This window comes from Chromobacterium sp. INPA-IVC (assembly GCF_059047085.1).
On record NZ_JBTNLS010000001.1, the window covers coordinates 331,734 to 352,743 of the forward strand.

At 63.4% G+C, this 21,010-nt stretch carries 19 protein-coding genes; 12 read left to right on the forward strand and 7 right to left on the reverse strand.

Annotation, left to right across the window (positions count from 1 at the left end; translation table 11 throughout):
* Positions 1–27: 27 nt before the first annotated feature.
* The 4 genes from fabD (at position 28) to ACX17K_RS01310 (ending at position 4,298) form a co-directional block, all read left to right on the forward strand.
* Positions 28–864 (forward strand): ACP S-malonyltransferase, encoded by an 837-nt coding sequence (fabD, locus tag ACX17K_RS01295; protein ID WP_493773358.1) that lies wholly within the window; start codon positions 28–30, stop codon positions 862–864.
* Positions 747–2,510, forward strand: a complete 1,764-nt coding sequence (gene panP / locus ACX17K_RS01300) for a pyridoxal-dependent aspartate 1-decarboxylase PanP (RefSeq protein ID WP_493773359.1) — start codon at positions 747–749, stop codon at positions 2,508–2,510. The genes fabD and panP overlap by 118 nt, the downstream gene beginning before the upstream one ends.
* Positions 2,507–3,292 carry a 4'-phosphopantetheinyl transferase family protein gene (locus tag ACX17K_RS01305; protein ID WP_493773360.1) on the forward strand — a complete coding sequence of 262 codons (786 nt, stop codon included), beginning with the start codon at positions 2,507–2,509 and terminating at the stop codon, positions 3,290–3,292. Before panP ends, ACX17K_RS01305 begins: the two co-directional genes overlap by 4 nt.
* 67 nt (positions 3,293–3,359) lie before the next feature.
* On the forward strand, positions 3,360–4,298 hold the full coding sequence (locus tag ACX17K_RS01310; RefSeq protein ID WP_493773600.1) for an acyltransferase domain-containing protein: 939 nt from the start codon (positions 3,360–3,362) through the stop codon (positions 4,296–4,298).
* Between the two features lie 61 nt (positions 4,299–4,359).
* Here the strand turns inward: ACX17K_RS01310 and ACX17K_RS01315 are convergent, their stop codons facing one another.
* Both ACX17K_RS01315 and ACX17K_RS01320 read right to left on the reverse strand, forming a co-directional pair.
* Positions 4,360–5,622, reverse strand: a complete 1,263-nt coding sequence (locus tag ACX17K_RS01315; protein ID WP_493773361.1) for a Y-family DNA polymerase — start codon at positions 5,620–5,622, stop codon at positions 4,360–4,362.
* Positions 5,619–6,044, reverse strand: coding sequence for a LexA family protein (locus ACX17K_RS01320; protein WP_493773362.1), 426 nt, complete (start codon positions 6,042–6,044; stop codon positions 5,619–5,621). Before ACX17K_RS01320 ends, ACX17K_RS01315 begins: the two co-directional genes overlap by 4 nt.
* Positions 6,045–6,353: 309 nt before the next feature.
* On the opposite strand from ACX17K_RS01320, the gene ACX17K_RS01325 reads away from it, so the two are divergent.
* From ACX17K_RS01325 to serC, 8 genes are all read left to right on the forward strand, one after another.
* The gene (locus ACX17K_RS01325; protein ID WP_021476761.1) at positions 6,354–7,103 is read left to right on the forward strand and encodes an endonuclease/exonuclease/phosphatase family protein; all 750 of its coding nucleotides are present in this window, start codon (positions 6,354–6,356) and stop codon (positions 7,101–7,103) included.
* Positions 7,104–7,414: 311 nt separating this feature from the next.
* On the forward strand, positions 7,415–8,152 hold the full coding sequence (locus ACX17K_RS01330) for a methionine ABC transporter ATP-binding protein (protein ID WP_166439269.1): 738 nt from the start codon (positions 7,415–7,417) through the stop codon (positions 8,150–8,152).
* Positions 8,153–8,839: a methionine ABC transporter permease gene (locus tag ACX17K_RS01335; protein ID WP_021476763.1), complete on the forward strand. Its 687-nt coding sequence runs from the start codon at positions 8,153–8,155 to the stop codon at positions 8,837–8,839.
* A 24-nt stretch (positions 8,840–8,863) separates the two neighbouring features.
* Positions 8,864–9,673, forward strand: a complete 810-nt coding sequence (locus tag ACX17K_RS01340; RefSeq protein WP_347752645.1) for a MetQ/NlpA family ABC transporter substrate-binding protein — start codon at positions 8,864–8,866, stop codon at positions 9,671–9,673.
* Between the two features lie 279 nt (positions 9,674–9,952).
* A complete protein-coding gene (gyrA, locus tag ACX17K_RS01345) occupies positions 9,953–12,658 on the forward strand; it encodes a DNA gyrase subunit A (RefSeq protein ID WP_493773363.1) in 2,706 nt (901 codons plus the stop codon).
* Entirely contained in the window at positions 12,658–13,125 is a 468-nt protein-coding gene (locus ACX17K_RS01350) for a PaaI family thioesterase (protein ID WP_231155159.1), read from the forward strand. Before gyrA ends, ACX17K_RS01350 begins: the two co-directional genes overlap by 1 nt.
* Positions 13,122–13,562, forward strand: coding sequence for a PaaI family thioesterase (locus ACX17K_RS01355; protein WP_166439266.1), 441 nt, complete (start codon positions 13,122–13,124; stop codon positions 13,560–13,562). The genes ACX17K_RS01350 and ACX17K_RS01355 overlap by 4 nt, the downstream gene beginning before the upstream one ends.
* A 130-nt stretch (positions 13,563–13,692) precedes the next feature.
* A complete protein-coding gene (gene serC / locus ACX17K_RS01360) occupies positions 13,693–14,781 on the forward strand; it encodes a 3-phosphoserine/phosphohydroxythreonine transaminase (RefSeq protein WP_493773364.1) in 1,089 nt (362 codons plus the stop codon).
* A 120-nt stretch (positions 14,782–14,901) separates the two neighbouring features.
* Here the strand turns inward: serC and ACX17K_RS01365 are convergent, their stop codons facing one another.
* The 5 genes from ACX17K_RS01365 to fliD form a co-directional block, all read right to left on the reverse strand.
* The gene (locus ACX17K_RS01365) at positions 14,902–15,309 is read right to left on the reverse strand and encodes a hypothetical protein (RefSeq protein ID WP_493773365.1); all 408 of its coding nucleotides are present in this window, start codon (positions 15,307–15,309) and stop codon (positions 14,902–14,904) included.
* A gap of 56 nt (positions 15,310–15,365) precedes the next feature.
* Positions 15,366–15,581 (reverse strand): hypothetical protein, encoded by a 216-nt coding sequence (locus tag ACX17K_RS01370; protein WP_493773366.1) that lies wholly within the window; start codon positions 15,579–15,581, stop codon positions 15,366–15,368.
* Between the two features lie 35 nt (positions 15,582–15,616).
* Complete coding sequence (locus tag ACX17K_RS01375; RefSeq protein ID WP_493773367.1) at positions 15,617–18,064, reverse strand: S9 family peptidase; 2,448 nt, start codon at positions 18,062–18,064, stop codon at positions 15,617–15,619.
* 86 nt (positions 18,065–18,150) lie between these two features.
* Complete coding sequence (locus ACX17K_RS01380) at positions 18,151–19,224, reverse strand: LD-carboxypeptidase (protein WP_493773368.1); 1,074 nt, start codon at positions 19,222–19,224, stop codon at positions 18,151–18,153.
* Positions 19,225–19,359: 135 nt separating this feature from the next.
* Positions 19,360–20,742 carry a flagellar filament capping protein FliD gene (gene fliD / locus ACX17K_RS01385; protein WP_493773369.1) on the reverse strand — a complete coding sequence of 461 codons (1,383 nt, stop codon included), beginning with the start codon at positions 20,740–20,742 and terminating at the stop codon, positions 19,360–19,362.
* Positions 20,743–21,010 lie beyond the last annotated feature (268 nt).

Below are 21,010 nucleotides of genomic sequence, written 5' to 3' on the forward strand. Positions count from 1 at the left end.
GACACTATCGAAAAGGAATGGTCTGACATGAAAGCGTATATTTTCCCGGGGCAAGGCTCCCAGAAGCAGGGCATGGGCGGCGAGCTGTTCGATGAGTTTGATTTCTACACGCGCAAGGCTGACGACATCCTCGGCTATTCCATCAAAACCTTGTGCCTGGAGGACCCGCAACGCCAACTGAACAATACGCTGTATACCCAGCCGGCGTTGTTTGTGGTCAATACCTTGTATTACCTCAAGGCGATCCAGGCGGACCCGACGCCGCCGGCCTACCTGGCCGGCCATAGCCTGGGGGAATACAACGCCTTGCTGGTCGGCGGCGCGTTCGGCTTTGAGGATGGCTTGCGCATTGTCCACCAGCGCGCCCGGCTGATGAGCGGCGCGGCGGGAGGCGGGATGGCTGCGGTGATCAACTGCCCCATCGAAAAATTGCGCGACAGCATCGCCGAAGCGGGTGTGTCGGAAATCGACATCGCCAATTACAACTCGGACGCCCAAACCGTGATTGCCGGTCCGCAGGCCGACCTGGCCCGCGCCTACCAGGCTTTCGACCGGCTGGGCATTGTCTATGTGCCGCTGAAAGTCAGCGCCGCCTTTCATTCCCGGGCCATGACGCCGCTGAAGACAGCCTTTTCCGACTTTTTGTCCGGATTTCGCTTCTCCCGGCTGAAAGTGCCGGTGCTGTCCAATATCGATGCCTCTCCTTACAGCGACGACAGCCTGGTGGAGCGCTTGTCGATGCAGCTATGCAGCTCGGTGCAATGGCGAGATTCGGTGCGATGGATGCGGGCCGCGGGGGTCTCGCGATTCGAGGAGGCCGGCCCCGGCGAAGTGCTGACCAAACTGGGGGAAAAGATCGCATGATCGATTTTGATCGCCTTCATCGGGAAAGCCGCGCGCCGGAAGCCTTGCCGGAGGCAGGCTCAGAGCCGTCCTTCTTGCAATGGTTTGGGCCGGATGCCATGGCCAACGCGTCGTTAAGCGGTCTGGAGCAGCTCATCGCCCAGAACCCGCAGGCCTTGTTCAGCCCCGAGACCGGTCCAGAAGCGCTGGAGTCTTTGTTCTCCTCGGCGAATTTGCCGGAATGGCCGATGTCGATGGACGAGCATGTCGGCCGTTTGCAAGCGCATTTGCTTGGCCATTCGATGCCAACCGCCGCGCCTGGCTTCATCGGCCATATGACTTCGGCTTTGCCCTCGTATCTGCCATCGCTGGCGAAGATCATGACGGCCCTGAACCAGAACCAGGTGAAGCTGGAGACCTCGCGCGCGTTTACGCCTATGGAGCGCCAGGTGCTCGGCATGCTGCATCAATTGATCTACGGCTTCGACGATGCGTTCTACCCGCCGGTGCTGCACAGCGGCGAGCACGCGCTGGGCGCCTTTTGCTCCGGCGGCACCACCGCCAACATCGCTGGACTCTGGGCGGGCCGCAACAATCTGCTGGCTGCCGACGGCGATTTCGCCGGCGTCGCTCGGGCGGGCCTGGCTGCGGGCCTGCTGCATTACGGCTATGCCGGCCTGGCGATCCTGGTGTCCGAGCGCGGCCATTATTCTCTGCGCAAAGCCGCCGATGCGCTGGGGATCGGCCAGGACAACCTGATCGCCGTGCCCACCGACAGCGAGGACCGCATCCGCCTCGACGCCCTGCAGGCCAGCCTGGAGCGGCTGCGGGCGCGCAAGATCAAACCGCTGGCCATTGTCGGCATTGCGGGGACGACTGAAACCGGGGCCGTCGACGACCTGGACGCGCTGGCGGACATCGCGGAACAGGAGCGCTGCCATTACCACATCGATGCCGCCTGGGGAGGCGCCAGCCTGATGTCGACCCGGCTGCGCCCGATCTTCAAAGGCATCGAGCGGGCGGATTCGGTAGTGATCGATGCCCACAAGCAGCTTTACGCGCCGATGGGCGCGGGCTTGGTGTTCTTCAAACGCCCCACGCTGGTCTCAGCCATCAGTCAGCATGCCAACTACATCGTGCGCAAAGGCTCCAAGGACCTGGGGCGGCACACTCTGGAAGGCTCGCGCAGCGCGATGGCGATGCTGTTGCATGCCAATTTGCACATTCTGGGACGCCGGGGGTATGAGCAGCTGATTGACCGCAGCGTCGACCTGGCGAAATTTTTTGCCGGAGCGATCCGCCGGCAAGAAGATTTCGAATTGATCAGCGAGCCGCAACTGTGCCTGTTGACCTACCGTTACGTGCCTGCGGCCGCGCGGCGGGCGCTGGAACAGGCGGACGGAGTGAGGCGGGAATGCTTGCAGCAGGCGCTGGACGCGTTGACTGACGATATCCAGGAGAGGCAGCGGGCCGCCGGACGCTCCTTCGTTTCGCGCACGCGGCTGGCATCGACGCGCTGGAGCCCAGACCAGGTCAGCGTGTTCAGGGTTGTGCTGGCCAATCCGCTTACCAATGAGGACATCCTGCTGGCAGTGCTCAAGGAGCAGCGAGAGCTGGCCCTGAGTAGCTCGCGGCTGGCTCCGTTGCTGGCTTTGGCGCGATCATGACCTTGTCCCGGCTCGCTCTGCTTCCGGGGCAGGTGCATGTGTGGATGGCGGCCTGCGATCAGGATGAGCCGCGGTTGTCGCAGCGCTATCGCGCGGAGATCCTCAGCGCGCGCGAGCGGGAGGAAGAGGGGAGGTTTTACTTCGCGCGCGACCGCCAGCAGTATTTGGTGACGCGAGCGTTGGCGCGCTGCGTGCTGTCGCGCTACAGCGGCCTTGCCCCGGCCGACTGGCGCTTTGGCGCCACCCCGCATGGTCGGCCAACCATTGCCGATCCGGAAAAGGATGACGAGGGCCTGAGCTTCAATATCTCCCATAGCGGCTCCCTGGTGCTGATCGCCGTGGCGCGCGATGTTCGTCTGGGGGTGGATACGGAGTCAGAGGCGCGCGGCGAGGACATGGTGGAGATTGGCCGATCCAGCTTTCATGCGAGGGAAATCGCGCAACTCGACGCGCTGCCGCCCTCCCGGCGGCGTCAAGGCTACTTGGCGTGCTGGACCTTGAAGGAGGCCTATGTCAAAGCCATGGGGCTGGGCTTGAGCATGGCGCTGGACAGCTTCGCATTTCGCATGAAGGGAGACCGGCGCATCGAAATGCATGATGCGGCGTCGGGAGAGGCGGCGACAGGCTGGCATTTCACCCTGTTCCAACCTTGCGACGGCCAGCTTGCCGCCATCTGTTGCCAGCGCCACGAAGGCCGGCCGCCGCAGCTGTTCTTCAGGCGCATGCGCCCCCTGGTTTTCGAACAGGCTTGCGAGGCGGCCGTGTTGGCCCGCTCAGATTGAGCTGTTTGACGAATATGGATTTTTAATCACGAGCCGCTGTTATATGAGTCAACGCAAAACCGTTTTCATGTACCCGGGACAAGGTTCCCAATACTTTCACATGTGCAAGAACCTCTATGCGCATGATCAGGTGTTCCGCGACAGCCTCAAACGCCTGGACCGCTGGGTGGAGGCGGAAATCGGCAGCTCCGTCATCGCCTATGTATTCAATGAGCGGGCCAGCGCGCTGCAGCCGTTCGATGCCACGTTGCACTCCAATCAGGCTATTTTCTGTTTCGAATACGCCATGACTCAATCCTTGCTGGCGCGAGGCGTGTATCCGGATTATTTGCTGGGCGCCAGCCTGGGCGAACTGGTGAGCGCGGCGGTCAGCGGCGCGATCAGTCCTCAGGAAGGCATCGCCGTGCTGGCGGCCTGCGCGCGGGCGCTTGCCCAAAGCTGCGAGCGGGGCGCGATGCTGTCGGTATTCGAGTCGCCCAGCCTATATCGCCAGGATCCGGTGTTGCACCGCAACTGCGAACTGGCCTCGGTGGCATTCGATAAACATTTCGTCGTTGCCGGGCATGCGCGGCAAATTCAGCTGGCGGAGGAGCATCTGCGCGCCGGCCAGCATATCGTCAGCCGCCTGCCGGTGGAATACGGTTTTCATTCCTCAGCCATCGATCCGGCGCGCCCGGCCATTCGCCGGCTTTACGATCCGGGCGGAATGGGGTGCCCGGTGGTGCCGGTGATTTCCTGTCAGAAAAAGACCATGCTTGCCAGCTACGATCAGGATCATTTTGATGCGGTGTTGCGTGAGCCCATCTATTTCCAGGAGACCATAGCCATGCTGGAGCGAAAGGGTAGTTGGAACTATATCGACGTCAGCCCGTCGGGTTCGCTGTCGACTTACTGCAAGTACTTGCTCGCCAGCGATACCGAATCCAGAACCGCGCCGGTCTACACGCCGTTTTCCAGATACCAGACTCTTGATCCCAAGCATTGGCGCGCGGAGTGGGTGGATTGACGAAGAGGGCCGGAATGGAAACATCAGGCGCTGAGTGCCGCGTAGAACGGAAGCGCGCGGCTTAGCGGATATTTAAAAGCTCATCCAGCCGCGTCGTGTATCTCGATGACCGCACGTCCTGGCGCATTTCCCAATTGGGCGTCAGCGCCTCCGACGCCAGCTTGACGCAACCGTGGCCGTAGGTTTGGTTGATCGTGTCCAGCGTCCGCATCAGCCGTTGCCGGCGCGGGTCGGGCGCGGCGGCGAACAAGTCGGCCTGCCCTTGTTCGCGGGGGGACAGCTCCATCAGCACCACGCCGGCTTTCTGGTAACGCAGGCCACGTCGGTAGACGGCGCGCAGCCCGGCCAGCGCCGCGCCGGCCAGCGCCATGGTGTCGTCGCTGGGGTGGACCAGCGGCACGATGGTGTAGCCGTGGTAGGGATCGTCGCCGAAAGGGCTGGTGCGCACACTGACGCCGACCAGCCGCGCCGCGCTGCCTTGCTCGCGCAGCTTTTCGCCGGCGCGGGCGATGTGATGGCTGACGGCGGCGGTGAGCACGGCGAGGTCGGCGGTTTTTTCGCCGAAAGAGCGGCTGGAGATGATCTGCTGGCGCGGCTGCGCCGCGTCTTCCAGGCGGAGGCAGCTGGCGCCGTTCAACTCCGCCGCCGTGCGCTCCAGCGTCACGCTGAAATTCCGCTGCAGCCAGCGCGGGTCGGCGCGCTTCAGCTTCAGGGCGGTATCGATATGTTCGTCGATCAGCTTGGCCGCCAGCCTGCGGCCGACACCCCAGACCTTGCCGACCGGCAGCCGCGCCATCAGCGCGTCGGTTTCGGCCGGGGAGAGCCAGCTCCAGTCGAATACGCCGTCGTCCCAGCCCGCCACCCGCTTGGAAACGTGGTTGGCCAGCTTGGCCAGCGTTTTGCTGGGGCCGATGCCGACGCTGACCGGAATGCCGATGCGGCGCCGCACGTCTTCCCGCATCCGCCGAGCCAGCGCATCGGTGTCGGACACGCCGGCCAGATCCAGAAAGCACTCGTCAATCGAATAGACTTCCTGGCTTGGGGCGTGCTGGGCCAGTATCGCCATCATGCGCCGGCTCATGTCGCCGTACAGCGCGTAATTGCTGGAAAACACCGTGACGCCGTGTTTCCGGCACAGGCCGGCGATTTCGAAATAAGGGCCGAACATCTGGAAGCCCAATGCTTTGGCTTCGGCGCTGGCGGCCACCACGCAGCCGTCGTTGTTGCTGAGCACCACGATGGGCTTGTCCGCCAGGTCTGGCCGAAACACCCTCTCGCAGCTGGCGTAGAAGTTATTGCCGTCCACCAGGGCGAGAACGCTCACTTCAGCTTCCTCACGCAGGCGGTCACCACGCCCCAGATTTGCAACTCCTGGCCATCCGCGGGCTCAATGGCAGGGTAGGCCGGGTTGGCGGCGAGCAGCAGGCACTGGCCTTCCTTGCGGTGCAGCCGCTTGACGGTGAACTCGCCGTCCATCGCGGCGATCACGATATCGCCATGCCGGGGCGGCAGGCCTTTGTCGACCACCAGGATGTCGTTGTCCAGGATGCCGGCGTCGCGCATCGAGTCGCCCCGAACCCGCACCATGAAGGTGGCCAGCGGGTCGGCCACCAGGTAGTCGTGCAGGTTGATGGCGTTATCCATGTGGTCGCTGGCCGGAGACGGAAACCCGGCGCGCACCGGGTGCCCGGCCATGGGGATGGCGGATGGCTGGCGATGGATGGTCGGCATGCGGGAAATGTCCATGCGGTTGTTTTTTTGAAATTGTACAAATTCAAATTACTATAGGCGGCGACTGTTTGCCAAGCGGAATTAGACGAGCGGCGACTTTATGCGCTCGCGGTTTGAGCTTGCATGGCGAGGTGGTCTATTCCGAATGACGGGCGCGCGGCAGAGGCTCGCATCGGAGGCCGGGGCGTGTCGTAAAATATAGGAAGCTGGTTCACATGCTTAGGCTGAGAGCGCTGCACAAGCATTTGATTTTTAATGAATCGATGGGGCGCTTTCTTGCTGAGGCTCAACTCTGAATGATTGCTTCAAGTCATTGATAATACTATGAAAAGTATCACGATATGCACTTATAACATCCACAAGGGCATGTCCCCGCTGAACCGGCATGTGAAGGTGGGCGGCATGGCCGAGGCTTTGGCGGACTTGTCGCCGGACATGCTGTTTTTGCAGGAGGTGCAGGGCAAGAACCTGGAGCGGGCTTTGCGCCACCAGATCTGGCCTGTCCAGCCGCAGCACCACTATTTGGCCGGCAGGCTGGCGCATCGCGCGGTGTACGGGCTGAACGCCAGCTACCGGCACGGCCATCACGGCAATGCCTTGCTGACGCGCTTTCATGTCCGCGAGTGGTGCAATCGCGATATCTCGGTCAATCGTTTCGAGAGCCGCGGCGTGTTGCAGTGTTTGCTGCAGCCGGATGGCTGGCCGCAGCCGGTGGTGGCGCTGTGCGGCCATTTCAATTTGCTGGCCTTCGATCGGCGCAGGCAATACCGTGGCCTGGCCGATTACGTGCGGCAGGGGATAGCGGACCATCTGCCGCTGATCCTGGCCGGGGACTTCAATGACTGGCGCGGCGAGGCCAGCGCGTTGCTGCGGCAGGAGCTGGGTCTGGAGGAGGCGTTTTTGACGCTGCATGGCCGCCATGCGCAAAGCTTTCCGGCGCGTATGCCGATGCTGGCGCTGGACCGCATCTATGTGCGCGGCCTGAAGGTGGAGTCGGCCAGGGTGTTGGGCGGGCGGCCGTGGTCCGGTTTGTCTGACCATTTGCCGCTGTGCGCGGAGATCCGTCCGTTGTAGGGATAAATATAACCAAGAGAAATATGAAAATTCCTTGCAATTATATTGCAAAGAATTTTTCGCAATAACGAGACGATTGCTTATATTTTTTCAAAAGGGTGTTGACGCTAAGCGAAAAAAGATGTTCAATCTCAATCAAATTTATCGCCGATTTGAACACAGCTTGCGGGCGTAAAACAGCTAAAGCGTGGGTAGACAGACCCAGCAACACCTAAACCTGTCTACATAAGTCTCCCGGAATATTCCGAAGACTTCCACAGCAAAGCCCGCCGCAGCAATCGGTGGGCTTTATGCTTTTGGGAGTGTTTGGAATGATTCATCTGCAAAATATCCGTAAACGGTTCCGTCGCCCCGAGGGCGGCTGGTTCGACGCCGTCGCGGAAACCTCATTGACCATCAAGGCTGGCGAAGTCTTCGGCCTGATCGGTTTCTCCGGCGCCGGCAAATCCACCTTGCTGCGTCTGATCAATCTGCTGGAACGCCCGGACGCCGGCGCGGTGATCGTCGACGGCCAGGATTTGACCAGCCTGTCTCCCAAGGAGCTGCGCGCGGCTCGTCAAAACATCGGCATGGTGTTCCAGCAATTCAATCTGCTGGCCAACCGCACCGTGGCCGGCAATGTCGCCTTCCCGCTGGAGATCGCCGGCTGGAGCAAGGCCGACATTGAAAAGCGCGTCGCCGAGTGCCTGGCCGTGGTCGGCCTGGAAGACCGCGCCAACCATTATCCGGCCCAGCTGTCCGGCGGCCAGAAGCAGCGCGTCGGCATCGCCCGCGCCCTGGCGCCGCGGCCGCACGTGATCCTGGCCGACGAGCCGACCTCGGCTTTGGACCCGAAAACCACTCAATCCATTCTGGATTGCCTGCAGGATATCAACGCGCGCTTCGGCGTCACCGTAGTGATTGTCACCCATGAAATGAACGTGGTGCGCAGCATCTGCCATCGCGCCGCCGTGCTGGACCAGGGGCGCGTGGTGGAGGTGGTCGATGTGAACAATCGCGAAGTGGAGGCCGATTCCGATCTGGCCCGCTCGCTGCTGGAGGCCGCGTAAATGGATGCCGCAACTCTGAACGAAGCGCTGCAGAACCTGCAATCCATGGGCCCGGAAATCTGGCAGGCCATTCTGGAGACCGGCGTGATGCTGGGCGTAGGCCTGGCCGCCGCCATTCTGCTTGGCGGGCCGCTGGGCGTGATCCTGTATCTGTCCCAGCCCGGCCAGATGTTCGCCAACCGCACCGTCAACGGCGTGCTGAGCTGGCTGGTGAATCTGGTGCGCTCCTTCCCCTTCATCATTCTGATGGTGGTGCTGATTCCGCTGACCCGCGCGCTGGTGGGCAGCACCATCGGGCCGGTGGCCGCGTCGGTGCCGCTGTCCTTCGCCGCCATTCCGTACTTCGCCCGCCTGGTGGAGCAGACGCTGCGCGAGATTCCGCGCGGCGTGGTTGAGGCGGCCGAGGCGATGGGCGCCAGTCCGGCCCAGATCATCTTCAAGGTGCTGGTGAACGAGGCCCGTTCCGGCCTGATCTCCAGCCTCACCATCCTGACCATCAGCTTCCTCAGCTACACCGCGGTGGCGGGCGTGGTGGGCGGCGGCGGCATCGGCGATCTCGCCATCCGCTACGGCTACTACCGCTTCCAGACCGACGTGATGGTGGCGATGGTGCTGCTGCTGGTGGTGCTGGTGCAAATCATCCAGCTGCTGGGCAACCGCCTGGCGGCAAAACTCGACAAGCGCTGATTTCAAAATTTAAAGGAGAGAATAATGCGTAGATTCGTGATCAAGGCAGTTGCCGCATCCATCGTGGGCCTGGCGCTGTCCGGCCAGGTTCTGGCCGCCGACCCGGCCAAGAAGCAGATCGTCATCGGCACCACCGTCGGCGACTTCGGCGACATGGTCAAGCAGTCGATCAAGCCCCAGCTGGAAAAGCAGGGCTACGCCGTGAAGCTGGTGGAGTTCACCGATTATGTCCGCCCGAACCTGGCGTTGCAGGAAGGCTCGCTGGACGTGAACGTGTTCCAGCACAAGCCCTACCTCGACAACTTCGCCAAAGAGCACAAGCTGTCGCTGAAAGAGGCGTTCCAGGTGCCGACCGCGCCGCTGGGCATTTACCCGGGCAAGCTGAAGTCGCTGAAGGACGTGAAGCCGGGCGTGACCATCGCCGCGCCTAACGATCCGTCCAACTTCGCCCGCGCGCTGGTGATGCTGAGCGATCTGGGCTGGGTGAAGCTGAAGCCGGGCATCAATCCGCTGACCGCTTCCGAGCGCGACATCGCCGACAACGTGAAGAAAGTGAAGATCGTGCCGCTGGAAGCCGCCCAACTGCCGCGCTCCCGCAGCGACGTGGACTTCGCCGTGATCAACGGCAACTACGCCACCAGCTCCGGCATCAAGCTGACCGACGCCGTCTTCCAGGAGAAGAGCTACGCCTACGTGAACTGGGGCGTGGTGCGCGCGGCGGACGCCGGCAAGCCCTGGGCCAAGGACGTGGTCGCCGCTTACAATTCGCCGGCGTTCAAGTCCTACACCAAACAGAAGTTCGCCGGCTACAAGCTGCCGCAGAACTGGAACTGAGTTTTTCTTGTAACACTCCTGGCTACAAGACTTGCGGAGGGCTTCGGCCCTCCTTTTTTATGCCCGCCGCGAAGGCGCGCATCCCGATGCCTCGCATATGCCCGACGCCGCGCCGCATGCGGCCCGCCGCGCTTGCGCCGCAGGCATAGGCCATGCCTTTCGTGGTAGAATGGAAAGATTGTCACATCCGTCGGCTAGCGCCGGTGCGGGCGCGAAATCGCACATGCGAAGCGCGCCGCCGCCGCGCTGGCCGGATCATCCTTACGAATCAAGATACTTATGACCGATAACCTGTTCGCCAAGGAAACGCTTCCCATCAGCCTCGAAGAGGAGATGCGCCGTTCTTACCTGGATTACGCGATGAGCGTGATCGTGGGCCGGGCGCTGCCGGACGTGCGCGACGGCCTGAAGCCGGTGCACCGCCGCGTGCTGTTCGCGATGCACGAGCTGTCCAATGACTGGAACCGCGCCTATAAGAAATCGGCCCGTATCGTTGGCGATGTGATCGGTAAATACCACCCGCACGGCGACACCGCCGTGTACGACACCATCGTGCGCCTGGCGCAGGACTTCTCGCTGCGCTACCCGCTGGTGGACGGCCAGGGCAACTTCGGCTCCGTGGACGGCGACAACGCCGCCGCGATGCGTTACACCGAAATCCGCATGGCGCGCATCGCGCACGAGCTCTTGGCCGACATCGAAAAAGAAACCGTGGATTTCGGCCCCAACTACGACGGCTCCGAGCATGAGCCGCTGATCCTTCCGGCCAAGGTCCCCAACCTGCTGGTCAACGGCTCGTCCGGCATCGCCGTGGGCATGGCCACCAACATTCCGCCGCACAACCTGAACGAGGTGGTGGACGCCTGCCTGGCCCTGCTGGCCAACAGCGAGCTGACCATCGACGAGCTGATCGACATCATCCCGGCGCCGGACTTCCCGACCGCCGGCATCATCTACGGCACCGCCGGCGTCAAGGAAGGCTACCGCACCGGCCGCGGCCGCGTGATCATGCGCGCGCGCACCCACACCGAGCCGATCGGCAAGGGCGACCGCGAAGCGATCATCGTCGACGAGATTCCGTACCAGGTGAACAAGGCCCGCCTGCTGGAGCGCATCAGCGAACTGGTGCGCGACAAGCAGATCGAGGGCATTTCCGACCTGCGCGACGAGTCCGACAAGTCCGGCATGCGCGTGGTGATCGAGCTCAAGCGCGGCGAAATGCCGGAAGTGGTGCTCAACCACCTCTACAAGATGACCCAGCTGCAGGACAGCTTCGGCATGAACATGGTGGCGCTGGTCGACGGCCAGCCGCGCCTGCTGAACCTGAAGCAGATTCTGGAAGAATTCCTGCGCCACCGCCGCGAAGTGGTCACCCGCCGCACCATCTTCGAACTGAAGAAGGCGCGCGAACGCGGCCACGTGCTGGAAGGCCTGGCCGTCGCGCTGTCCAACGTCGACGAGATCATCGCGCTGATCAAGGCGTCCGAAGCGCCGCCGCAAGCCAAGGCCTCGCTGATGGCGCGCGCCTGGCGCTCGTCGCTGGTGGAGGACATGCTGTCCCGCGTCGAGGGCGACAAGGCGCGTCCGGAGAACATCGACCCGTCCTTCGGCATGAAGGACGACGGCTATCACCTGTCCGACACCCAGGCCCAGGCCATTCTGGACATGCGCCTGCAGCGCCTGACCGGCCTGGAGCAGGACAAGATCGTCGGCGAATACCGCGAGATCATGGACGTGATCCAGGACCTGCTGGACATCCTGGCCCGCCCGGAGCGCATCAGCCAGATCATCAGTGAAGAGCTGAACGCCATTCGCGCTCAGTTCGGCGACGCGCGCCGCTCGGAAATCGAGCCGTACGGCGGCGACATCAATATCGAAGACCTGATCACCCCGCAGGACATGGTGGTGACCATCTCGCACACCGGCTACATCAAGGCGCAGCCGATCGACGACTACAGCTCGCAGCGCCGCGGCGGCCGCGGCAAGCAGGCGGCGGCCACCAAGGACGACGACTTCATCGAGACGCTGTTCGTCGCCAACACCCACGACTACGTGCTGTGCTTCTCCAGCCGCGGCCGCTGCTACTGGCGCAAGGTGTACGACCTGCCGCAGGGCGGCCGCCAGAGCCGCGGCAAGCCCATGGTCAACGTGCTGCCGCTGGAAGAGGGCGAGAAGATCAACGCGCTGCTGCCGGTCAAGGAGTTCCGCGACGATCAATACGTGTTCATGGCCACTGCCGACGGCACGGTGAAGAAGACGCCGCTGCGCGCCTTCTCCAAGCCGCGCGCGGCCGGCATCATCGCCATCAATCTGGATGAGGGCAACTATCTGGTGGGCGTGGCGCTGACCTGCGGCAAGAGCGTGGCGGGCCAGGGCGATGACGAAGATGACGTGGCGTCCGAAGACGAAACCATCATCGAAGGCGAGCTGATCGAAGACGCCCAGGCTGTAGAGGGCGATCAGGTGATGCTGTTCTCCGACGCCGGCAAGTCGGTGCGCTTCAGCGAAAGCCAGGTGCGTCCGATGGGCCGCACCTCCCGCGGCGTGCGCGGCATGAAGCTGGGCGAAGGCCAGAAGCTGATTTCCCTGCTGGTGACCAACTCCGAAGAGCAGATGGTGCTGACCGCCAGCGACGGCGGCTACGGCAAGCGCACCTGCGTCGGCGATTTCCGCCGCACCAGCCGCGGCACCCAGGGCGTGATCGCCATGGACCTGACCGACAAGACCGGCTTCAAGCTGGTGGCGGCCAGCCTGGTGGAGGAAACCGACGACATCATGCTGATCACCACCGGCGGCGTGCTGATCCGCACCAAGGTGGCGGAAGTGCGCGAAACCGGCCGCTCGGCCCAGGGCGTTCGCCTGATCAACCTGGACGATGGCGAGAAGCTGATCGGCCTGGAGATCGTGGCCGAATCCGAAGCCGAGTGCGCGGAAGGCGAGAGCGAAGTTGACGGCGACGCCGCGGCGGAGCAAGGCGAGGCGTGATGATTCCGACACCGGCCAATCCCCGTGTATTGGAGATGATGAGCCAGCTCTTCGTCTCCTTCCCGCACTGCGCGACCCTGGGTTTCGAATATGTCGGCACCGAGGGGCGCAAGCCCACGCTGAAGCTGGCGTGGCGCGAGGACTTGGTCGGCAATCCGGCCACCGGCATCCTGCACGGCGGGGTGATCACCTCGCTGGTGGACACCTGCAGCGCCATCGCCGTCACCGCGCAGCTGGCGGAGGTGGAAACCATCGCCACGCTCGATCTGCGCATCGACTATCTGAAATCGGCGACGCCGGGCAAGGCCATCCATTGCACCGCCGAGTGCTACCGGCTGGCCAGCCAGATCGCTTTCACCCGCGCGGTGTGCTATCACGACGATCCGGCCGACCCGATCGCGCACGGCGTGGCCACTTTCATGCGCGAGTCCAGCCGTACGCCGATGGTGCAGGAGGGCGGGCAATGAGCGAATTCATGCAACGCTTCGCCGGGCTGCGCGACCGCAAGGCCTACGCAGAGGTCGTGGACGCGCTGCCCTACGTCAAGCTGATGGGCACGGTGATGGCCGAGGATGAGCAGGGCGAGCTGCGCTTCGAGCTGCCGTTCCTCCCGCGCAATGTCGGCAACACCACGTTGCCGGCGCTGCACGGCGGGCTGATCGGCGGCTTCATGGAAAGCGCGGCGATGATACATCTGATGTGGAACCGCGAATCGCTGGAAGCGCCGAAGATCGTCGATTTTTCGCTGGATTATCTGCGGCCCGGCCGGCCGCAAACGCTGTTCGCCCAGTGCGAGATCACCAAGCAGGGCAAGCGGGTGGCGCATGTATTGATCGAGGCCTGGCAGGACGACCGCTCCAAGCCGGTGGCGGTGGCGCGAGCCCATTTCCTGCTGACCAATTGAACAGTTTGTTCGTACTGTCCGTAGACAAACCGGCGCATCCCTGGCGGGAGACGCCGGTTTTTTTATACACTCGTAGCGACGCAGCCCGGAGCTGGCTGACCCGATACACGCAAAGACACAGAGGATAGACATGGCCAAGGTGTACAACTTTTCCGCCGGTCCCGCCGTATTGCCGCACCAGGTGCTGGCCGAGGCGCAAAGCGAGTTGCTGGATTGGCACGGCTCCGGCATGAGCGTGATGGAGATGAGCCATCGCGGCAAGGAGTTCATGGAGATCATCCATGACGCCGAACAGGATCTGCGCCAGTTGATGGGCATTCCGGCCGGTTACAAGGTGTTGTTCCTGCAGGGCGGCGCGTCGCTGCAGTTCGCGATGGCGCCGTTGAATCTGCTGGGCGACAAGGACCGCATCGACATCGTCAATACCGGCCACTGGTCCAAGCTGGCCATCAAGGAAGCGAAGCGCTATGCCAAGGTGAATGTGGCCGCCAGCAGCGAGGACCGCAACTTCTGTTACATCCCGGAAGAGGCAAGCTGGCAGCGCGATCCGAACGCCGCCTACCTGCACTACACCTCCAACGAGACCATCGGCGGCCTGCAGTTTCCGTACATCCCGGCCGAGCAGCATGGCGTGCCGCTGGTCTGCGACATGTCGTCCGACTTCCTGTCGCGCGAGATCGACGTCAGCCGCTTCGGCATGATCTATGCCGGCGCGCAGAAGAACATCGGCCCGTCCGGCCTGACCGTGCTGGTGATCCGCGAGGAACTGCTGGGCAAGGCGCGCGCCGACATTCCGACCATGCTCAACTACCAGGTTCATGCTGACGCCGACTCGATGTACAACACGCCGGGCACTTACCCGATCTACATCGCCGGCCTGGTGTTCAAGTGGTTGAAGGAGCAGGGCGGGGTCAAGGGCATCGCCACCCGCAACGAGGAAAAAGCCGGGCTGCTGTACCACGTGATCGACAGCAGCGGCGGCTTCTACTCCACCCACATCGAGCAGCCGTTCCGCTCCAAGATGAACGTGGTGTTCAAGCTGAAGGACGAGTCGCTGGACGAGATCTTCCTGCTGGAGGCGCGCAAGAACGGCCTGGCGCAATTGAAGGGCCACCGCGCGGTGGGCGGCATGCGCGCGTCGATCTACAACGCGATGCCGATCGAGGGCGTGAAGTCGCTGGTCAACTTCATGCAGGATTTCGCCCGGCAATACGGCTGATCCGACACGGTAGAGGATGGGCGCGCCGGTTTGACCGGGGCGCCCATTTCTTTGCCTGCCAAATAGCGTAGCCGGCTGGCCAAACGGCCATCGCGCGGCGCCCGGATTTCGCCATTCGGCTTAAGCGGCCGCCGGCTTGGGCAATTCGTCGCAGTCGGCGTCGGCGCGGATTCTCAGCGCCAGCCGGATGCCTTTGCTGATGTTCCCGCCCCCCAGTTCCATCGCGATATCGATGCTTTCGGCGTCGAGATAAACATTATGGCGCGCGCCGCCCTGCATTTTGGGAGGCGCGCCGGCATTGGTGCCGATGCCCAGCGCCATTTTCACCCGCCGCTGATCCAATGGCCGCAATATGCCTGAATTGGCGATGCTGTAGATGCCGTTGCTGTATTTCCTGACCAAGGCGCCGCTTCGGCCGGCGAGGGTGATCACGCCTACCACTTCGTAACCTGGCAGATCATCGAATTGATACAGCCTGGGCCGGCCTGGCTGTTCGATGTGAAGGCGGTGGCCGCTATCCTTGTGCATGGGATTTTCCGCTTTTACCGGCAAGCGTTATTAAAGAAATGCAATGCTCGCCATAATCAATTTTGTACACACAGAATCAAAGCGCAAGCTGAAATATGCATGTGCGGCAGGGAAAACGCGGGCTGAGCGGCATTTTGCCGATTTTCAGGTTTGCCAAGGCGGAAAATAGGATAACGAAGGAAAAGATAGCCCGCATTCGCCGGTTTTGTTTGTGGAAAATCCTGAAGCCCGGCCTTGCCGGGCTTCAGGTGTTTTGCCTTCGCATCAGCCAAACCGGTTAAAACCTATCGGTTCGGCGTCGATGGATTTATTGCGCTCGGGTTTCCTGAACGCGCGGTTTGGCATGCTTGACGTATTGATCCAGCCAGCGGTCTTCTTCCCACAGCATGTGCAGGATGGATTCGCGGGCGCGGTAGCCATGGCTTTCCGCCGGCAGCATCGCCAGCCGCACCGTGGCGCCCAGGCCTTGCAGCGCCTGGTACATCCGCTCGCTCTGGATCGGGAAGGTGCCGGGATTGTTGTCCGCTTCGCCATGGATCAATAACAGGGCGTCCTTGATCTGCTCGGCGTAGTTGAACGGTGACATGGCTTGGTACACGTCCTTGGCTTGCCAGAAATTGCGTTCTTCCGACTGGAAGCCGAATGGCGTCAGCGTGCGGTTATAGGCGCCGGAGCGGGCGATGCCGGCGCGGAACAACCGGGTGTGCGCCAGCAGGTTGGCGGTCATGAAGGCGCCGTACGAGTGCCCGCCGATGGCGATGCGGTCGCGGTCGGCCACGCCCAGCCGCACCACCTCGTCCACCGCAGCCTGCGCGTCCATCTTCAACTGCGGCAGGTAGCTGTCGTTGGGCTCCTGCTTGCCGGCGCCGACAATCGGCATGGAGGGATCGTCCAGTACCGCGTAGCCGCGCGCCAGCAGCGCTTCGGGCCCCCAGTAGCCGACGCGGTTGAAGCGGTATGGCGAGTCTGTGACCTGGCCGGCGGCGTCGGCGCTCTTGAACTCGGCGGGGTAGGCCCACATCAGCATCGGCAGGGCTCCGTCGCGCTTGGCGTCGTAGCCGGGCGGCAAATACAGCGTGGCGGTCAGGTCTATGCCATCCGCGCGCTTGTAGCGCAGCTGCCGCTTCTGCACATTCTTGAGCTGGGGCGTCGGGTGCGGGAAGAAGGTCAGTTGTCTCAGCCCGCCGGTCTGGTCCAGGGCTTTCAGGTACAAATTGGGCGGCGCGTCGGCCTGCTCGCGGCTGAGCAGCGCGCGCTCGCCGCCGTTCAACACCGCCAGCGGGGCTTCGTACCATGGCGCTTGCGAACGCCATAGCCGGGTGGTCTTGTTGTCGGCGAGGCTCAGACGGTCGATGAAGGGGCGGTCGCCCTCGGGGCTTGCGCCGTCTCCCAGCAGGTACAGGCTGCCGCCATCCGGACTGGTCTGCAGCACCGGCAAGCCGTCGGCGTTGCTGATCATGGCTGGGCTGCCTGGGTCGGCGTAGCGGTCTTCGGAGCTGCGCTGGCTCAGCAGCGCCGGCGGCAGCCCCGGCTCGGCGGGACGCACGCGCCAGACCTTCAAATCGCGCGTTTTCCACCAGTACTCGCTGACCAAGGCCAGATCGTTTCGTCCCCACTGGACGTCGGCGAAGCGGCTGGCCAACTCCTGCAGCTTGAACGGCGCTTGCTTGAACGGCGCCGGCTGCAGGAACAAGGCATCGCGCACCTTGGCGTCCACCGACGGATCGCCGCCATCCTGCGCTTCCGCCCAGAACAGCGTGGCCGGCGCGTCGGCGCGCCAGCCGATTTCGCGAGGACCGGTCGCCACCGCGTCATTGCCGGACGGCATCCGTTCCAGCAACGCGCGCTTGGCAACCTGGCGCACGCTGCGGCCCTGCAGGTCGATCACTTCGACCAGCCGCGGGAAGCGGCTGATCGGCACCAGGGTGGAATAGGGGCGCAGCAAGCGCGTCGCCAGCAGGTATTGGCTGTCGGGCGAGGCCTGCACCGACAGGTAGCGGTCGGGCTTGCCGATCAGCTTCATCTTGCCGCTCATGTCCACCAGCGCCAGCTGGCTGTTCAGCTCGTAGTCCAGCAAGTCGGCGTCGTAAGGCGTTTTCAGCAGGTCGGGATAAGTCCGTGTTTGCGACAGCGCGCCGCCGGCGCTTTGCTGGATGTTGGGGCCGGCCGGCGCGGCTGGTTTCTCCGGCGCCGGGCCTTGTCCGGCTGGGAGCCGTTTGACCAGCAGCTGTTGGCCCCCCATCCAGGCGAAGCCGCGGCCGCTGGCGGCGTTCAGATGGAAATCGCCCAGCCGGCGCGCGCGGGCGCTGGCCGCGTCCAGCAGCCATAGCTCCACGCCGCGCTCGCCCCACAGGCTCAGCGCCACCTGCTTGCCGTCCGGCGACCAGGCGCTGTCCGCGATGCGCGGCTTGGCCGGCAGGCCGGTCACGGCGCGGCTTTTGCCGCTGGCCACGTCGAGCAGCGACAGCGCGTTGCCGAAATCGAAGCGGCTGGCCGCGCGCATCTTGGGATTCAGTCTCAGCCCCGCCAGCTTCAGCTCAGGCTGGGCGACGTCGGCGATGCCAGGCAGGCCGGGGCGGTGCGTCTGCAGCACGGTATCGTTGCGGGGATTCAGCGACTGCAGCGGCGTGCGCGGGGCATCGACCAGCGCCGCCAGCTCGGGCGGCGGGGTCTGATAGCCTTCGGCAAGGGCGGCGAACGGGACGAGCAGACCGGCCAGCAAGGGGCCGGCCAGGAGATTCTGGCTGCGGATCATGCGATTTCCTGATCATTCATGCGATGGGCGGGACGCGGACAGCCAAATTGCACCAGCCTGGCCGTCCGGTCAAGCGAATGGCATTTTCAGACGGGCCGCTCCGCCAGCAGCGCCGGAATCTGGATGGCGGAGGCGTCCACCGTGGGGTAGTCGAGGAACTGCAACGTCACGCCGTCGCCTTCGGCCTGGAAGCGAGCCGGGAAGCCCAGCGGCATGGTGGTTTTGGCGGCGATGTGGCCGAAGGGCAGCCCGGTGAACACCGGCACGCCGCTGATGCGCCGCAGCTCTGCCACCACGGCGTCGAAGTTGTAGTGCGGATCGTAGACGTCAACATGCCGCTGCATCGAGAAATCGCCAAGGAAGATGGCTTTCTGCTTGCCAAGCACGCCGGCCAGATGCAGCTGCTGCAGCATCCGCTCGACACGGTACGGCTGCTCGCCCACATCCTCCAGGAACAGCAGGCCGCCCTTGATGTCGGGCAGGTAGGGGGTGCCGGCCAGGCTGGAGAGCACGCTGAGATTGCCGCCCCAGAAAATGCCCTCGCCGCGGGCTTGAGGCTGAGAGCCGGCGATGCGCAGGCTGCGCTGCGGCGTGGAGATGCCGGCGATGAATTCGTTGATCGCGTAGGCGTTGGGCGCGGCGCTGCCGAAATCGCCCAGCATCGGCCCGGCAAAGCTGCCGGCGCCAGTCTTGGCCAGCAGGGCCAGCTGGATCGCGCAGAAATCGCTGTAGCCTATCAGCAGCGAGCGGGATTCTTTGAGCCGCGCGCCCAGCCGCGCCAGGTCCAGCCGGGGCAGCAGGCGCATCGCGCCGTAGCCGCCGCGGCCGGCCATGATCAGTTGCGGCCATTGCGGCTGGTTCAGCAGCGCCTGCAGGTCGGACAGCCGCTCGGCGTCGGTGCCGGCGAAGCGTTGGTAGGAGCGGTCCAGCGCGGCGGCGTTTTCCAGCGAAAAACCTGCATGCGCCAGGCGCGGCAAGGCCAGCTGGCGCTGCTTTTCCGGCACGATGCCGGAGCAGGCGGTCAGATAAAGGCGGAGGCTGGCCTGAGAGGGCTGCGCGGGGGAGGACATGGAGCTGCATCCTTGCAATATGCCGGCGCCGGCGCCGAGGGCGAGCATCTGCAGCAGCTGGCGGCGGGATGGATTGATGTCGGGAGTCATGGGAATCGGACGGATTGGCGGGGTTCGAGTTCCGGGTGCCGCTCAAAGCGGCCCGGTTCGCAAGAGTATACGCCAAAAGAAAAGGCGGCCTCCAGAAGGGATGCCGCCTGCAAGGTCCAGCATGGCCGGCCAGGATCAGCCGATGAGGTTGGCCATGCTGGTGGAGGACTGTTCCATTTGCGCCAGTTCGCTGTTGAGGTTGGAGTATTCGGTCAACAGGTTGGTCTGCTCGGTGCTCAGCTGGCTTTGCAGCTGCTGCTGCAATTGCTGCTCGGAGGTCACCTGGGTGTTGAGATTGTTCTGGTCGCTGGTGATCATGCCGCCTGGCCCCAGTAGCGAGTTGATGGTGGAGTTGAACACGTTGCCGATGCCGTTGTTTTGGGCGTTGCCGAACAGATTGGTGACGGCGTTCGGGTTGGCCGCCAGCGCCGCGTTGAAAGTAGTGGAGTTCAGCGACAGCGTGCCGTCGGCGTTCTGGGTGATGCCTACCTGCGCCAGATAGGCGTAGGAGTTGACCGGATCCACGCCCGGCACCGGGGTGCCGAGCAGGCCGGCCAGTTGCTCGTGCAGGCCGGTGAGGTCGGAACTGATGTCGGTATTGGCCGGCGTGCTGCCTACCGTGGTAGAGCTGGTGGTGGCCGAGTTGGTGGTGCTGACCACTTGGTTGTATGCCGTGATGAACGTCTGCAGCGTCGAGGCGATGCCCGACGTGTTCTGGCTCATATTGATGGTGGTCTGTCCTAGCTTTTCCAACGTGATGCTGGCGCCGTTGACCACATTGGTCACGTTGTTGCTGCTGGACGAGACGTTGACGCCGTTTACCGTCATCAACGCGTTCTGTGCATTGGTCGATTCGCTGGCGGCGGTGCTGCTTTGCTGCAGGCCGGCCAGCGTATTGCCCGAGGTGCCGTTGCTGTCTGTGCCGCCGGAGGTGATGGAGAAGCTGTTGGTGGTGCCGCCTTGGGCGGAGCTCAGCACCAGAGAATAATTGTTGTTGTACTGCACGATGGAGGCGTTGATGCCGATGCCGGCGCCGTTGATGCTGCTGGCGACGGATGCCAACGATGCATTGCTGCCCAGCTGCACCGTGCTGCTGGTGCCGCCGACGTTGAAGGTCAGCGATGACGGCGCGCCGGCCAGCGTGGCGTTCTGGTCGGTGATGGCGGCTCCGCCGGAGGTTTGGTCGAATACCAGCTGCCGCGACTGCGCCATCTGCGTCACGTTCAGCGAGTAAGTGCCCGCTGTGCCGCCGGTGGTGGTCGCGACGCTGGCCACGGTCGTGTCCGACGAGGTGGCTGAGAACTGTTGCAGGAAGGTGCCGGACGACAGCGTGGTGGCGGCGCTCTGCAGGCTGGACAGCGCCGAGCTGACCTGTCCCAGCGTGCTGAGCTCGGACTGGAAGTTGCTGACGCGCTGCTGGCTTTGGGTAAGCGGCTGCGAGTCGGCCTGTATCAATTGGCTGACGATGGACTGTACGTCAAGCGGACCGGCGCTGGCGCTGATGGATGTGGATGACATGACGTTGTCTCCCGAGCCGCCTGATCTGCCGTCAGGCGGGCATGTTGCTATTTAGGGCGGATTGCCAAGCTGTCATCACGGTTGCGGTCTTGCGCCGCGGTCTTTTTGGTATGGCACGGTGTGGCGCGAGGCCACTTGGTGCTCTTATCGACATCGTCTTGGAAAACTTTAATTGATTGTCTGCATTGATCTTACACTGTCATCGGATGGAGGGCTTGTGCGAAATCCATATTCCAGCTTTGAAGTTTTTAAGATTTGCTAAGCTTAT